The organism is Streptomyces hilarionis (genome assembly GCF_024539675.1).
Classification (GTDB): domain Bacteria; phylum Actinomycetota; class Actinomycetes; order Streptomycetales; family Streptomycetaceae; genus Streptomyces; species Streptomyces hilarionis.
In genome coordinates this window covers 49100-62811 of record NZ_JAHHIT010000059.1, presented here as the reverse complement: position 1 = coordinate 62811, position 13712 = coordinate 49100, and the positions used below count along the sequence as shown (strand labels likewise).

The following is a 13712-nucleotide window of genomic DNA, read 5'->3' as shown; positions in this document are numbered from 1 at the left end:
CCAACGACATCAGCCACGGCGACCTCGTGCGCAACAACCCCGACCAGACCATGACCATCGACCCCTGCAACCTCCAGCTCCTCTACCAGGGCAAGTCCCCGAGCGCGAGCGGCCCGTACGACCAACTGCCCTGGCGGCCGGGCGTCCTCACCCTGCAACGCTGACCCCGCCGGTCCACGGATGATCGCGATCCGGTGCGATCCGCCGGCGTGTGGCGGACGGGTCCGCGGCGCGGGCGACCGCGCCCACTGACCGGCACTCGCCGCCCCGGGGCCCCAGCCGTGCGTCGGCCGGGGCCCCCTCGCTCGACGGCCTCGCATCGGCCTTCTCGCGGGTTCCCCTTCGCCACGCCCCGCCCCTTGACGTACGGGACAGAGGGGCGCACAGTTGTACATATACGTCGTAAACATACGTCGTCGCCCGCGCACACGAAGGAGCCGGGCCCATGAGTGCCCCCTCGACCATTCTCGTCACGGGCGGCGCAGGATTCATCGGTAGTCACGCCTGTGTCGAACTCCTCGACCACGGATACGAGTTGATCGTGGTCGACGACTACTCCAACAGCAGCCCCCAGGTCTTCGCCCGCGTGGAACGCATCGCCGGCCGATTCCTCGGCACTGTCTACGAGCTGGACATCCGTGATCGACGCGCCCTGTCGGCCGTCTTCGACCGTCACTCCGTGGACGCCGTCGTGCACTTCGCCGCGCACAAGGCCGTCGGCACGTCGACGCGGATGCCCATCGACTACTACGACACCAACGTCGGCGGGACGACCGCGCTGCTGAACACCATGCACGAGCACGGTGTGCACCAGCTCGTCTTCTCCTCGTCCTGTTCCGTCTACGGCGACGCCGGGCACGGACCGCTCGACGAGTCCACCCCGGCACGGCCCACCAATCCGTATGCCGCGTCCAAGGTCATCTGCGAACAGATCCTCACCGACGTCTGCCGCCGCCGCCCCGAGTACACCGTGCTGTGCCTTCGGTACTTCAACCCGGCCGGCGCCCATCCCAGCGGCCTGCTCGGCGAGGACCCCAGCGGCTCGCCCGAGAACCTGCTGCCGAACCTGGCCCAGGTGGCCATCGGACGACGCGAACGCCTGCGCGTGTTCGGCGACGACTATCCGACGGCCGACGGCACCGCCGTCCGCGACTACCTGCACGTCATGGACACCGTCGAGGCGCATCGCGTCGCGCTCGACCACCTCGCCGACGGGACGGGCATGCGGATATACAACCTCGGCATAGGCGAGGGGAGTTCGGTCCTCGACGTGATCGCCGCCTTCTCCTACGCGTGCGGCGGCCCGGTGCCGTACGAGATGGCGGCGCGCCGTCCCGGGGACGTCGCCGAGCTCGTGGCGGACGCCTCCGCCGTCGCGCGCGCCTGGGGCTGGCGCCCTTCGCGGGGCCTCGCCGACATGTGCCGGGACGCCTGGCGGTTCCAGCAGCTCAACCCGCGCGGCTACGCCGGATCTCCCCGGCGTGCGTCCGCCAAGGACTGACCGCCGGCCAAGGACTCACCACCGGCCGAGGACTGAGCGACGGCCGAGGACCGACCGCCGAACGCGGCCTACGCCACCGGCTCCGACTCCGGCCCGGGCGCCGCCTCCCGCTCGGACTCCGACAGCAGGAACGCCGTCTCCACCAGCGCCAGATGGCTGAACGCCTGCGGCGCGTTGCCGAGCTGGCGGCCGGCGTCGGGATCCCACTGCTCGGAGAGCAGACCGAGGTCGTTGCGGATCCCCAGCACCCGTTCGAACACCTCCGTCGCCTCCTCGCGGCGTCCGGTCGTGGCGAGCGCGTCCGCGTACCAGAGGGAACACGCCACGAACGCGCCCTCGTGCCCGGGCATCCCGTCCACCCCGTGCACCCCGGCGCCGTTCGAGGCGTACCGGCGCACGAACCCGCCGTGCGTCAGCCCCTCCATCGCCCGCACCGTGCCGCGCACCCTCCCGTCCCCGGCGGGCAGGAAGCCCAGCCGGGGGATCAGCAGCGTCGAGGCGTCCAGCGCCGGCGAACCGTAGGACTGGACGAAGGCCCCCTGTCCCGCGTCCCACCCCTCCCGGCACACCTGCCGGTGGACCTCGTCGCGCAGGGCCCGCCAACGGGCCGAGGAGCCGTTCCTGCCGAGCAGCTCGCCCATCCGCAGCGCACGGTCCGCCGCCACCCAGGTCATGACCTTGGAATGGACGAACTGCCGTGCCGGGCCGCGCACTTGCCACAGCCCCTGGTCCGGGTCGCGCCAGTGCCGGCCCAGGTGGTCCATCATGGCCTCCACCAGCGACCACACATGGCCCGGCATCGCGATGCCGGCGCGCAGCGACAGCAGCAGCGCATCCAGCACCTCGCCGTAGACGTCCAGCTGGAACTGGCTCACGGCGGAGTTCCCGAAGCGGACCGGACGCGAGCCCTCGTAGCCGGACAGCCACGGCGCCTCCGTCTCCGGGAGCAGCCGCTCCCCGGCCACGCCGTACACCGTCTGAAGATCGGCGGGTTCCCCGGCGATCGCGCGTACGAGCCACCCCAGCCATGCCGTGGCCTCCTCGCGGTAGCCGCCGCGCAGCAGACAGGACAGCGTCAGCGCGGAGTCGCGCAGCCAGCAGTGCCGGTGGTCCCAGTTGCGCTCGCCGCCGATGGAGCCGGGCAGCGAGGTGGTCGGGGCGGCGACGACGCCGCCGGTGGGCGCGTAGGTGAGCGCCTTGAGGGTGATCAGCGACCGGACCACGGCGTCGCGCCAGGGGCCCTCGTACCGGCACTGGGACGCCCACAGCCGCCAGTAGTCGCCCGTCTCCTCGAGCACCGTCCCGGCCGGGAGGGACAGCGGGGCGGGCGGTGCGGTCCGGTAGGAGGGCGACCACACGAAGGTCATGGCGGTCCTGCCTCCGCCTTTCACGGTGAAGTCGTGCACGGTGGAGTTCCCTCCACCCGGTTGCGCCGGCAGGCCATCGGCGTTCAGCCAGACGGCGTCCGGCCCGGCGACCGCGACGGTGCAGCCCTCACCGGCCTGGATCCACGGCACGACCCTTCCCTGGTGGAAGCGCAGCCGCAGTTCGCTGCGCATGGGAACGGAGCCGGAGAGGCCTTCCACCACGCGCACGATGCACGGCAGTTGGCTGCGCGGCGGCATGAAGTCGAGGACCCGCACGGCGCCCGTGGCCGTCTCCCAGCGGGATTCGAGGACAAGGGTGTCCGGTCGGTACGCCCGGCTCGCGCAGTGCGGATGCGCCTCGCGGGAGACCGGCGCGATCCGCCAGAAGCCGTTGTCCGGCGTTCCCAGCATCGCGGCCAGACAGGCCGGGGAGTCGAATCGGGGCAGACACAGCCAGTCGATGGAACCGTCCCTGCCTACCATGGCGGCGGTTTCCAGGTCGCTGATGAGGGCGTAGTCCTCGATGGGTGCGTTCATGGTCGAAGCCACGCCGCCGTGTTGTTCGCCGTGTCTCCAGGATACGGCGGCGGAGCTAGAATCGGCATCATGACCAGGTGACCGAGGGGTTCTGCCGGTCCGGTCGCATGTGGCGGAAGGACGTGGTCCGCGTGAAGCCGCTGAGGATTGAGGGAGCCTGGGTCCACGAACCGCGGCTGTTCGCGGACCGGCGGGGCTCCTTCCACGCATGGTTCAGCGCAGACGACTTCCGCGGGTCCGCCGGGCGGGATCTCGGTCTCGCGCAGGCGAACTGCTCCGTCTCGGCGCAAGGGGTGCTGCGGGGCGTGCACTTCGCCGACGTGCCGCCGGGGCAGGCCAAGTACGTGACGTGCGTGCGCGGTGCGGTGCTGGACGTCGTGGCGGACCTGCGGACGGGTTCCCCCACCTTCGGCGAGTGGGAGACCGTGCGGCTCGACGACGCGTCCCACCGGTGCGTCTACCTCTCGGAGGGCCTCGGTCATGCCTTCCTCTCCCTGGCCGCCGACAGCACGGTCGTCTACCTGTGTTCCACGGGGTACACGCCGCATGCCGAGCACGGCGTCCACCCCCTCGACCCGGCCCTGGGCATCGACTGGCCGCTGACCGGGGACCCCGTGCTGTCCGAGAAGGACGCCGCGGCGCCCACCCTCGCCGCGGCCGAGCACCAGGGACTGCTGCCGTCCTACGAGGCCTGCCGGGCGCTGCGTTCGACGGCCAGCAGCGAGGGGAACGCGTCGGCCAGCGCCTGACGCCAGTGCCGCGGCGGCGGGAGCCCGGCAACCGCCCAGCGGGCGTGGCCGAGGACGCTGTAGGCGGGCCGCGCGAGCCCGGTCGTGCGGCACGGGCGCACCCGGCGCGGATCGGCGCCCAGCAGCCGGAAGACCTCGCGGGCCAGCTGGTTCCAGGTCGCCTCTCCCCCGGCGGTCGCATGGTAGACGCCGGGCGGCGCCTCCCCGGCGAGGGCCGAACTCCCCAGCGCGATCAGCCGGTCGGCGACGTCGCCGGTCCATGTGGGCTGTCCCCGCTGGTCGTCGACGACCTGGAGCTCGACGCGTGTGTCCTCTAGGCGGATCATGGTGCGGACGAAGTTGCGGCCGCCCGCCCCGTACAGCCAGGCGGTGCGCACGACGTGCCCGGTGCCGGGGAGCGAGGCGAGCACGGCCTGTTCCCCGGCGAGCTTGGTCCGCCCGTAGGCGGTGCGCGGCCCGGGGGCGTCGGTCTCGGTGTAGGGACGGGCGCCGTCACCGGGGAAGACGTAGTCGGTGGAGACGTGCAGCAGGACCGTGCCGCGTCCTCGGCATCCCTCGGCGAGGCGGGCGGGGCCGTGTCCGTTGACGGCGAGCGCCTCCCTCTCGTGGGTCTCGGCCCCGTCGACGTCCGTCCAGGCGGCGCAGTTGACCACGGCCGCGGGCCGGTAGCGGTCGAGGGCGTCCTGGACGTCGTCGCGGTCGGCGATGTCGAGTTGCGCGTGGCCGGCCGCGAGGAGGGGTGTCCGGCGGGCCGTGAGCCGGGCGACGACCTCGCGCCCCAGCATGCCGTCGGCCCCGGTGACCAGCCAGCCGCGGGTCATGGCGTCGCGCCCGCGGGCGTCGGCCGCAGCGGCTCCCACCACACCCGGTGGGTGCGGTACCAGTCGACGGTCTCCGTGATGCCGGCGGCGAGTTCCTTGCGCGGGCGGTACCCGAGTTCGTCGCGGATCTTCGTGTAGTCGACCGAGTAGCGGCGGTCGTGTCCCTTGCGGTCCTCGACGTAGGTGACCCGGTCCCAGCCGGCCGCGCACTCGGCGAGCAGCAGGCCGGTGAGGTCGCGGTTGGACAGTTCGTTGCCGCCGCCGATGTTGTAGACCTCGCCGGGCCGGCCGCCTCGCCGGACGAGTTCGACGCCCTGGACGTGGTCGTCGATGTGGACCCAGTCGCGGACGTTGAGGCCGTCGCCGTAGAGGGGGACGTCCCCGCCGTCCAGGAGGCGGGTGACGAAGAGCGGGATCACCTTCTCGGGGAACTGGTGGTGGCCGTAGTTGTTGGAGCAGCGGGTGACGCGGACGTCGAGGCCGTGGGTGCGGTGATGGGCGAGCGCGATGAGGTCCGAGGCCGCTTTGGAGGCCGCGTAGGGCGAGTTGGGGCACAGCGGGTCGGTCTCCGGCCAGGAACCCTCGGGGATCGAGCCGTAGACCTCGTCGGAGGAGATGTGCACGAAGGTCCGCAGTCCGTGGCGCAGCGCCGCGTCCAGGAGGGTCTGGGTGCCGAGGACGTTCGTGCGGACGAACGCGTCCGCGCCCAGGATGGACCGGTCGACGTGGGACTCCGCCGCGAAGTGCACGACCTCGTCGTGTTCGGAGACGAGTTTCCCGACCAGCTCCGGGTCGCAGACGTCGCCCTGGACGAAGGCGAACCGGGGGGTGTCGCGGACCTCGTCCAGGTTGGCGGGGTTCCCGGCGTAGGTGAGTTTGTCGAGCACCGTGACGGCCACGTCCGGCGGGCCGTCCGGGCCGAGCAGGGTGCGGACGTAGTGGGAGCCGATGAATCCGGCTCCGCCGGTGACCAGGATCCGGGTGGCGCTCATGTCGGGATCTGCACTTTGCTGTGGTCGCCGAGCACCAGCCGGTGCACGCAGGGGGTGCGGGGCGCGGGGGTCACCTCGACGTTGTGGCCGATCAGGGAGACCTCGATGCGGCGCATGCCGGCGATGGACGCCCGGTGCAGCACGATGGAGTACTCGATCTCGCTCTCCTCGATCACGCAGTCCTCCGCGATCGAGGTGAAGGGGCCGACGTAGGAGTGGTCGATGACGGTGCCGGCGCCGATGACGGCCGGGCCGACGATCCGGCTGGCGAACACCTTCGCGCCGTCCTCGATGCGGACGCGGCCGATGATCTCGCTCGCGTCGTCGACGCTGCCGTCGACGCGCGCTTCGATCGTCTCCAGGACGGAGCGGTTGACCTCCAGCATGTCGGTGACGTTCCCGGTGTCCTTCCAGTAGCCGGAGATCGTCGTGGAGCGCACGTCGAGACCGCGGTCGAGCAGCCATTGCAGCGCGTCGGTGATCTCCAGTTCGCCGCGCCGCGAGGGGCCGATGGAGCGGACGGCCTCGTGCACGGCCGGGGTGAAGAGGTAGACGCCGACCAGCGCGAGGTCGCTCTTGGGCTCGCGCGGTTTCTCCTCCAGGCCCACCACCCGGCCGTCCGCGTCGAGTTCGGCGATGCCGAAGGCGGTCGGCTCGGAGACGTGGGTCAGCAGGATGCGGGCGTCCGGCCTCTCTCTGCGGAAGTCGTCGACGACGCCGGAGATGCCGCCGACGATGAAGTTGTCGCCGAGGTACATGACGAAGTCGTCGTCGCCGAGGAAGTCGCGGGCGATGGCGACGGCGTGGGCGAGCCCGCGCGGGGCGTCCTGGTGCAGGTAGGTGACGTCCAGCCCGAAGGCGGAGCCGTCGCCGACCGCGGCGCGGATCTCCCGCTCGGTGTCGCCGACCACGATCCCGGTCTCCCGGACGCCGGCGGCGGCGATGGCCTCGAGTCCGTAGAAGAGCACGGGTTTGTTGGCCACGGGCACCAGTTGTTTGGCTGAGGTGTGCGTGATCGGCCGGAGCCGGGTGCCCGCTCCGCCGCACAGGACGAGTGCTTTCATGACGGCCGCCCCACAGGGGATTGATGCGATGGTCGTAGGGGTGTCCGCGACTGTGCCGCGAACCAGTCGACGGTGTTGCGCAGGCCTTCCTCCAACGACACCCGCGGTTGCCAGCCGAGGGCCTCTCGCGCGCGGGCGACGACCGGGCGCCGGCGCACCGGGTCGTCGACGGGCAGCGGCAGGAAGCGCAGTCCGCAGTGCGATCCGGTGATCACGGCGATCAGCTCGGCGAGTTCGCGCACGGTCCGCTCGTTGGGGTTGCCGAGGTTGAACGGGCCGGGCCGGTCCGAGTCGATCATGGCGATCAGGCCCCGGACCATGTCGTCGACGTAGCAGAAGCTCCGTGTCTGGCTGCCGTCCCCGAAGACGGTCAGCGGCTCCCCGCGCAGCGCCTGGCGGATGAAGCTGGAGACCACCCGTCCGTCGTAGGAACGCATGCGCGGGCCGTAGGTGTTGAAGATGCGGACGATGCCCACGTCGGCCGCCAGGCTGCGCCGGTAGGCCATGGTGACGGCTTCGGCGAAGCGCTTGGCCTCGTCGTAGACGCTGCGCGGTCCGATGGGGTTGACGTGCCCCCAGTACTCCTCGTCCTGCGGGTGCACCTCGGGATCGCCGTAGACCTCGCTGGTGGACGCCAGGACGAACCGCGCCGAGTGGCGCTCGGCCAGCCGCAGCATGTTCTCCGTGCCCTTGCTGCCCGCGGCCAGGGTCTCCAGCGGGAAGCGCTGGTAGTCGACCGGCGAGGCGGGGCTCGCGAGGTGGACCACGGCGTCCACGTCCCCCGAGACGCTGAAGCGTTCGGTGACGTCCCACGCCTCGAAGGCGAACCGGGCGTCGTGCCGGAGGTGGGCGATGTTGACCGGTCTGCCGGAGGAGTGGTTGTCCAGGCAGCACACGCTGTCACCTCGGCTCAGCAGCGCTTCGCACAGGTGCGATCCCAGGAAGCCGCTTCCGCCGGACACGACGACACGCATGGACTTCTTCCTCCCGTCTCTCAACCGGTTTCGGGGCGGCCGAGGGCGTGCACCGACCACCCCGCGGAGCGCCACCGGGCGGGGTCCAGGGCGTTGCGGGCGTCCACCAGGACCGGGGAGCGCACCACGGTGGCGAGCGCGGCGGGGTCCAGGTCCCGGTACTGGGGCCACTCCGTCAGGTGCAGGACGACGTCGGCCCGCTCGCAGGCCTTGGCCACGTCCAGGGCGTACTGGAGTTCGGGGTGGACGGCCCGGGCGTTGTCGGTCGCCTCGGGGTCGTGCACGCGGACCTGTGCGCCCCGGCGGCGGACCTCGTCGGCCACGACGAGTGCGGGCGAGTCCCGCACGTCGTCGCTGCCGGGCTTGAAGGCGGCGCCGAGCACGGCGACGCTGCGGTCGGCGAGCGAGCCGCCGAGGAGTCGCTCGGCGAGGTCGACGGTGCGCAGCCGCTGGCGGGTGTTGATCTCGTCGATCTGCCGCAGGAAGGCGACGGAGCGGCCGAGTCCGAGTTCCTCGGCGCGGGCGGCGAACGCCCGGATGTCCTTGGGCAGGCAGCTGCCGCCGAAGCCGAGCCCCGGGGAGAGGAAGCGGGGGCCGATGCGGGAGTCGCGGCCCATCGCCTCGGCGAGGGTGAGCACGTCGGCGCCGGTCGCCTCGCAGATCTCGGCCATGGCGTTGATGAAGGAGATCTTGGTGGCGAGGAAGGAGTTGGAGGCCGCCTTGACCAGTTCTGCGGTGGCCGGGTCGGTGGCGATGAAGGGGGCGCCCGCGTCCAGGAGGGGCGCGTAGATCTCCCTGAGCCGGGCCTCGGCGCGCGGGGAGGTGGTGCCGGCCACGATGCGTTCGGGTCGCAGGGTGTCCTGGACGGCACAGCCCTCGCGCAGGAACTCCGGGTTCCAGGCCACTTCGGCCCCGGGGGCGGTGGCGCGCAGCCGGTCGGCGAGGCGGGCGGCCGTGCCGACCGGGACGGTGGACTTGCCGACCACCAGGGCCTGTTCGTGGCCGCTGTCGCGCAGTCCGGACGCCAGGCCGTCGACGGCCGCCTCGACGTGGCGCAGGTCGGCGGCGCCCGTGTCGGGGCGCTGCGGTGTGCCGACGCAGACGAAGTGGGTGTCGGCGAACCGGGCGGCGTCGGAGGGGGAGGTGGTGAAGCGCAGGCGGCCGCTGTTCACGGCTCTCGTCAGCGTCTCCGACAGGCCTGGTTCGAAGAACGGCGGGGTGCCCGCGGTCAGGGCGGCGATCCTGTCGGCGTCGACGTCGACGCCGAGCACGTCGTGCCCGATGTCCGCCATGCAGGCGGCGTGCACCGCCCCGACGTATCCGGTGCCGATGACTGTCAGGCGCATGGGGATCTCCGTGGTCGGCGCGTGTCGGCTCGTGGCCGAGGGTCTGGTGTGGGTCGGTGCGGCGGTCAGCGGTCGAGGGCGCCTCCCGGTGCGCGTGCGGCGGCGGGGAGGCCGAGCAGACCGCGGTAGCAGGCGTCGACGGCCCCGCACATGGCCTCGGGCGCGAAGGCGGCGCGGACCCGCAGGCTGCCCTGCCGGCCCATCCGCGCGGCCTCGCGCGGATGGTCGAGGAGCCAGCCGACCGCGCGTGCGGCGCTCCCGGGATCGGCCGGCGGCACGAGCAGTCCGGTGGCGCCGTGCTCGACCAGGTCGGGCACCCCGTTCACGGCCGTCGCGACGACCGGCCGGGCGGCGGCCAGGGCCTCGGTGAGGGCGCGGCCGAGTCCTTCGTAGCGTGAGGTGATCACGAAGACGTCCAGTCCGGCCACGAGCCGGTCGGCGTCCGGGCGCTCTCCGGTGAGGGTCACCTCGACGCCCAGGTCCGCGGCGAGCCCTCGCACCTCGCCGGCCAGCGGTCCGTCCCCGATCATGACGAACGCGGTGTCCGGGTGCCGCGCCCGGATCGCGGCCGCCATGCGGACGAAGGCGAGGGGGTCCTTCTGCGTGTCGACGCGGCCGACGGTGCCGACCAGGGCCGTGCCCCGGGGGACGCCGAGCAGGGCGCGGGCGCCGGGATCGAAGGCCTCGGGGATGTCCGCCAGCCGTACGGCGGACGGCACCACCTCGACGCGGCCGGGCGGCGCCAGGCGTTGCTCGACGACCTCCTGGGCCACGCGCGGTGCGACGGCGAGGAACCCGTGGGCCAGACGCCGCGTCACGCGCTCAAGGGCCCGGTAGAGCGTGCGGCGGGAGCGGGACATGTACGGGTGGAAGCTGAGTCCGTGGAAGGTGTGCACCACCACGGGGGTGCGGCACAGGCCCGCCGCGACGCGGCCGAGGAAGCCGCCCTTCGCGGAGTGCGTGTGCACGACCGTGAAGCGCTCCCGGCGGATGAGCCGCACGAGCCGTCCCAGGACGAGCAGGTCCCCGGGGGCCAGCGTGTGGCGGAACCCCGGTATCTCGACGGTGCGCACCCCGGCGGCCCGGGCCTGTGCCCACAGGTCGCCGCCGGGCACGCCGGCGACCCACACCTCGTAGCGGTCGGCGTCCAGGCCCGCGGCCGACAGCAGGGTGTTGCCGCCGGCGCCGGCCCGGAAGCGGGTGATGACGTGCAGGACCTTGATCCGCGGAAGGGCCGGCGCCGGGGGCAGTTCCCCGGCGGGCGCCACGGGGGGCGCGGACGCGGGCCAGCCTCCGGCCGTGCCGTCCGGCCGTCCCGGGCGGGGCGCGAGGGTCCCGTACCGCATGAACGATCACCACCGATGGGCTATTACGTATATTTACGACGTATACGTACATCTTCGCCCCGGCAGTGGCCCCGGTCAATCCGAGGACCGGACCGACACCGGCGCCACCCGCGTGGCCAGGCGTTCCGCCGCGGGGGCGAGCGGAGATGCCGGGCCGGTGCGGGGCTCGGATACTGGGCTGGCAGGAGGTCCCCTCCTCCCCGGAGGAACGCCCATGGTCCTGGCCGAACCGCACGCCATCGAGCCCCTGCTGGTGTGCCCGCACTGCCGGTCCGCGCTGGAACCGGCCCCCGGGGAGCTCCGGTGCCACTCACCCGGCTGCCCGTGCAACGCGCCGCTCGCCCTCCCGGTCGCGGGACGCTGGCCGGTCCTCGTCGACTTCGCCGACAGCGTCGTGGACCGGACGGCGGTGCTGGCGGCGCCCGATGCCACCGGCCCGGCGGGGACCGGCACCGTGCGGGGCGCGGACGGACTTCCGGCGCCCTTGCGCAGGCTCCTCAAACCGCCCAACCGTGTCGCCGCCCGCAACATCGACCTGCTGCTGCGGGCCCTGCCGGGCCGGTCCCCACGCCTGCTGGTGGTCGGTGGGGCGACGGTCGGCAACGGGGTCGACGCGATCTACCGCGATCCGCGCGTCCAGGTCGTCGGCTTCGACATCGTGGGCAGTCCGGTGACCCAGTTCATCGCCGACGCCCACCGGATCCCCCTTCCCCCGGCGAGCGTCGACGCGGTGCTGGCGCAGGCCGTCCTGGAGCACGTGCTCGACCCGGCCACGGTGGTCGCCGAGATCCACCGGGTGCTCAAGGACGGCGGACTCGTGTACGCGGAGACGCCGTTCCTCCAGCAGGTGCACGCGGGAGCCCACGACTTCACCCGGTTCACGGCCAGCGGGCACCGCTACCTCTTCCGGCGCTTCGAGGAGATCAGCGCGGGAACCGTCGCGGGGCCGGGCACCCAGATGCTGTGGAGCGTGGACCATCTGACGCGGGGGCTGAGCCGCTCGGCGTTCGCGGGCCGTGCGGCCCGGGGGCTGGCGTGCTGGCTCAGAGGCCTCGACCGCCTCGTGGCACCGGAGTTCGCGGCCGACAGCGCCTCGGCGCACTATTTCCTCGGCCGCCGCAGCGAGAAGGAGATGACCGCCCGGGAGATCGTCGCGTACTACCGCGGTGCACAGGCCAAGGGCCCCTGACCGCCCTGCCGTCGGGGCCGCGCGCACGCGGCTCACCGCACGGCGCCGGCGGCCCGGAGCGTCAGCCCCGGGCCAGGATGTCAGCGGCGGCCCGCGACCGGGCGTTCGCTCGGGCGGAACCCGTGAGAGACCTGCTCGGCCCGCACCATCGCCGCCAGTCCGCCGCGCAGGTCCGTGACGGGCCGGTAGCCGAAGGCGTCCCGCGCGAGGGTGATGTCGGCCGCGGTGCGCCGGGCGTCCCCGGGCCGCGCGGGCCCGCGCACGACGTCGACCGGCGCGGCCAGCTGCCCGAGGACGGCGATGACCTCGTTCATCGTCACCTCGCTGCCGCCTCCCAGGTTGGCGACCCCGCTCCACCCGGACAGGGCGGCCGCCCGCATGCCGCGCACGACGTCGTCGACGTAGGTGAAGTCCCGGCTCTGCCCTCCGTCGCCGTACATCGGGAAGGGCCGGCACCCGCAGGCGGCCGCCACCAGCCGCGAGAAGGCCATGTCGGGCCGCTGCCGCGGGCCGTAGACGCTGAAGAGTCTCAGGGAGACCGCCGGGACGCCGAACACCGTGCGGTAGGTCTCGCACAGCTGCTCCGCGGCCAGCTTGGTGACGCCGTACGGGGAGACGGGACGGGGCCGCAGGGTCTCCCGGGTGGGGTACGTCTCGGCGTCGCCGTACACCGAGGAGCTGGAGGCGAAGACCAGCCGCGGGAGCCGGGTGTCCCGGGCCGCTTCGAGCACGCGCTGGGTGACGAGGACGTTGCGTTCGAGATAGAGCGGGAAGTCCGCGCCCCACGATCCCCGGACGCCGGGCTGTCCGGCCAGGTGGTACACCGCGTCCGCGGTCGCCAGCAGCGGCTCGAGCCGGAACCGCAGCAGGTCTCCCCGGCGGAAGGAGAACCGGTCGCGTCCCAGGACCCGGGCGAGGTTGCGGCGTTTGAGCGCGGGTGCGTAGAACTCGGTCAGCGCGTCGACGCCGATCACCTCGTCCCCGCAGGCCAACAGGTGTTCGCACAACCGCGAACCGATGAACCCGGCCGCGCCGGTCACGACGGCACGCATCAGGATCCGCCTCCTTCGGCGCGGCGGGACGCCCTGCGGCGCCCGAGCCCCTCCCCCGTGGCGGCGAGCACGTAGAGCAGGGTTCTCAGCGTGAGGCCCAGCACCCTGGGCACCGTGGCGTGACGCAGGAACTCCGCGTCCAGTTCGGTGCGTTGGGCGACCAGGACCCGCAGGTAGTACTCCTCGGGATCGGCCCGGCCGTCCAGTCGGCGCGCGTAGTGGCGCGAGCGCAGTTGGCACGGGCCGGTCAGGCCGGGGCGGTACCGGAAGACCCACCGGCACTGCGGGGGGTAGCGCTCGGCGAGGTGCGGGACCTCCGGGCGGGGACCGGCCAGGGTCATGTCCCCCTTCAGCACGTTCCACAGCTGAGGGAGTTCGTCGAGGCTGAGGCGGCGCAGCACCCGGCCCAGACCGGTCACGCGCCGGTCGTGGTCGCAGGTGACCTCGGGGCCGCCGTCGCCCGGTCTCATGCTCCGGAACTTCAGCAGCGTGAACGCGCGGCCGCCCGCGCCGACCCGGGGCTGGCGGAAGAGCACGGGCGAGCCGCTGGTCACCTCGACGAGGAGCGCAAGGAGCGCCAGCAGCGGCAGGAGCAGGACGAGCAGCGTCAGCGCGAAGGCGATGTCGAGGGTCCGGCGGGCGAGGCCGAGCGGTTCGGCGTCCACGGGCAGGGCGCTGTCCTGGCGGGCGGTGTCGATCGTGTCCATCCGGTCCCCTTGTCCGGTCCCTGCTCGAGCCGGCTGTCGGGCGGCCGGGGCGCCCTTCGCGGCTTCG

The 13712-nt window shown here is 72.9% G+C and carries 13 protein-coding genes; 4 read left to right on the top strand and 9 right to left on the bottom strand.

Features of this window, described 5'->3' with window-relative positions:
* Both KMS84_RS15685 and galE read left to right on the top strand, forming a co-directional pair.
* A partial coding sequence (locus KMS84_RS15685; RefSeq protein WP_256916824.1) for a non-reducing end alpha-L-arabinofuranosidase family hydrolase occupies positions 1-164 on the top strand: 164 nt, incomplete at its 5' end.
* Between the two features lie 281 nt (positions 165-445).
* Complete coding sequence (gene galE, locus KMS84_RS15680) at positions 446-1501, top strand: UDP-glucose 4-epimerase GalE (protein WP_256916818.1); 1056 nt, start codon at positions 446-448, stop codon at positions 1499-1501.
* A gap of 68 nt (positions 1502-1569) precedes the next feature.
* On the opposite strand, the gene KMS84_RS15675 is transcribed toward galE, so the two are convergent.
* Positions 1570-3405: a glycoside hydrolase family 15 protein gene (locus KMS84_RS15675; protein WP_256916817.1), complete on the bottom strand. Its 1836-nt coding sequence runs from the start codon at positions 3403-3405 to the stop codon at positions 1570-1572.
* A gap of 131 nt (positions 3406-3536) precedes the next feature.
* Here KMS84_RS15675 and KMS84_RS15670 point away from each other — a divergent pair, with 131 nt between their 5' ends.
* Positions 3537-4154 carry a dTDP-4-dehydrorhamnose 3,5-epimerase family protein gene (locus KMS84_RS15670; RefSeq protein ID WP_256916823.1) on the top strand — a complete coding sequence of 206 codons (618 nt, stop codon included), beginning with the start codon at positions 3537-3539 and terminating at the stop codon, positions 4152-4154.
* On the opposite strand, the gene rfbD is transcribed toward KMS84_RS15670, so the two are convergent.
* The 6 genes from rfbD to KMS84_RS15640 all read right to left on the bottom strand — a co-directional run bounded on the left by rfbD (position 4088) and on the right by KMS84_RS15640 (position 10697).
* Positions 4088-4975, bottom strand: coding sequence for a dTDP-4-dehydrorhamnose reductase (gene rfbD, locus KMS84_RS15665; protein ID WP_256916822.1), 888 nt, complete (start codon positions 4973-4975; stop codon positions 4088-4090). The two genes, KMS84_RS15670 and rfbD, sit on opposite strands and share 67 nt — an antisense overlap.
* The gene (rfbB, locus tag KMS84_RS15660; RefSeq protein ID WP_256916816.1) at positions 4972-5967 is read right to left on the bottom strand and encodes a dTDP-glucose 4,6-dehydratase; all 996 of its coding nucleotides are present in this window, start codon (positions 5965-5967) and stop codon (positions 4972-4974) included. The genes rfbD and rfbB overlap by 4 nt, the downstream gene beginning before the upstream one ends.
* Entirely contained in the window at positions 5964-7031 is a 1068-nt protein-coding gene (locus KMS84_RS15655) for a glucose-1-phosphate thymidylyltransferase (protein ID WP_256916815.1), read from the bottom strand. The genes rfbB and KMS84_RS15655 overlap by 4 nt, the downstream gene beginning before the upstream one ends.
* Positions 7028-8005 carry a UDP-glucuronic acid decarboxylase family protein gene (locus KMS84_RS15650; RefSeq protein WP_256916814.1) on the bottom strand — a complete coding sequence of 326 codons (978 nt, stop codon included), beginning with the start codon at positions 8003-8005 and terminating at the stop codon, positions 7028-7030. Before KMS84_RS15650 ends, KMS84_RS15655 begins: the two co-directional genes overlap by 4 nt.
* Positions 8006-8025: 20 nt before the next feature.
* Positions 8026-9351 (bottom strand): UDP-glucose dehydrogenase family protein, encoded by a 1326-nt coding sequence (locus KMS84_RS15645; RefSeq protein ID WP_256916813.1) that lies wholly within the window; start codon positions 9349-9351, stop codon positions 8026-8028.
* A gap of 65 nt (positions 9352-9416) precedes the next feature.
* Positions 9417-10697, bottom strand: coding sequence for a glycosyltransferase (locus KMS84_RS15640; protein WP_256916812.1), 1281 nt, complete (start codon positions 10695-10697; stop codon positions 9417-9419).
* 214 nt (positions 10698-10911) lie between these two features.
* Here KMS84_RS15640 and KMS84_RS15635 point away from each other — a divergent pair, with 214 nt between their 5' ends.
* A complete protein-coding gene (locus KMS84_RS15635; protein WP_256916811.1) occupies positions 10912-11886 on the top strand; it encodes a class I SAM-dependent methyltransferase in 975 nt (324 codons plus the stop codon).
* A gap of 80 nt (positions 11887-11966) precedes the next feature.
* Here KMS84_RS15635 and KMS84_RS15630 read toward each other — a convergent pair whose 3' ends face one another.
* Both KMS84_RS15630 and KMS84_RS15625 read right to left on the bottom strand, forming a co-directional pair.
* Positions 11967-12938 (bottom strand): NAD-dependent epimerase/dehydratase family protein, encoded by a 972-nt coding sequence (locus KMS84_RS15630; RefSeq protein WP_256916810.1) that lies wholly within the window; start codon positions 12936-12938, stop codon positions 11967-11969.
* Complete coding sequence (locus tag KMS84_RS15625; protein ID WP_256916809.1) at positions 12938-13645, bottom strand: sugar transferase; 708 nt, start codon at positions 13643-13645, stop codon at positions 12938-12940. The genes KMS84_RS15630 and KMS84_RS15625 overlap by 1 nt, the downstream gene beginning before the upstream one ends.
* Between the last annotated feature and the right edge of the window lie 67 nt (positions 13646-13712).

Coding starts and splice junctions, on each gene's coding strand:
- galE (WP_256916818.1), top strand. CDS start 446: ATGAGTGCCCCCTCGACCATTCTCGTCACGGGCGGCGCAGGATTCATC.
- KMS84_RS15675 (WP_256916817.1), bottom strand. CDS start 3,405: ATGAACGCACCCATCGAGGACTACGCCCTCATCAGCGACCTGGAAACC.
- rfbD (WP_256916822.1), bottom strand. CDS start 4,975: ATGACCCGCGGCTGGCTGGTCACCGGGGCCGACGGCATGCTGGGGCGC.
- rfbB (WP_256916816.1), bottom strand. CDS start 5,967: ATGAGCGCCACCCGGATCCTGGTCACCGGCGGAGCCGGATTCATCGGC.
- KMS84_RS15655 (WP_256916815.1), bottom strand. CDS start 7,031: ATGAAAGCACTCGTCCTGTGCGGCGGAGCGGGCACCCGGCTCCGGCCG.
- KMS84_RS15650 (WP_256916814.1), bottom strand. CDS start 8,005: ATGCGTGTCGTCGTGTCCGGCGGAAGCGGCTTCCTGGGATCGCACCTG.
- KMS84_RS15645 (WP_256916813.1), bottom strand. CDS start 9,351: ATGCGCCTGACAGTCATCGGCACCGGATACGTCGGGGCGGTGCACGCC.
- KMS84_RS15640 (WP_256916812.1), bottom strand. CDS start 10,697: ATGCGGTACGGGACCCTCGCGCCCCGCCCGGGACGGCCGGACGGCACG.
- KMS84_RS15635 (WP_256916811.1), top strand. CDS start 10,912: ATGGTCCTGGCCGAACCGCACGCCATCGAGCCCCTGCTGGTGTGCCCG.
- KMS84_RS15630 (WP_256916810.1), bottom strand. CDS start 12,938: ATGCGTGCCGTCGTGACCGGCGCGGCCGGGTTCATCGGTTCGCGGTTG.
- KMS84_RS15625 (WP_256916809.1), bottom strand. CDS start 13,645: ATGGACACGATCGACACCGCCCGCCAGGACAGCGCCCTGCCCGTGGAC.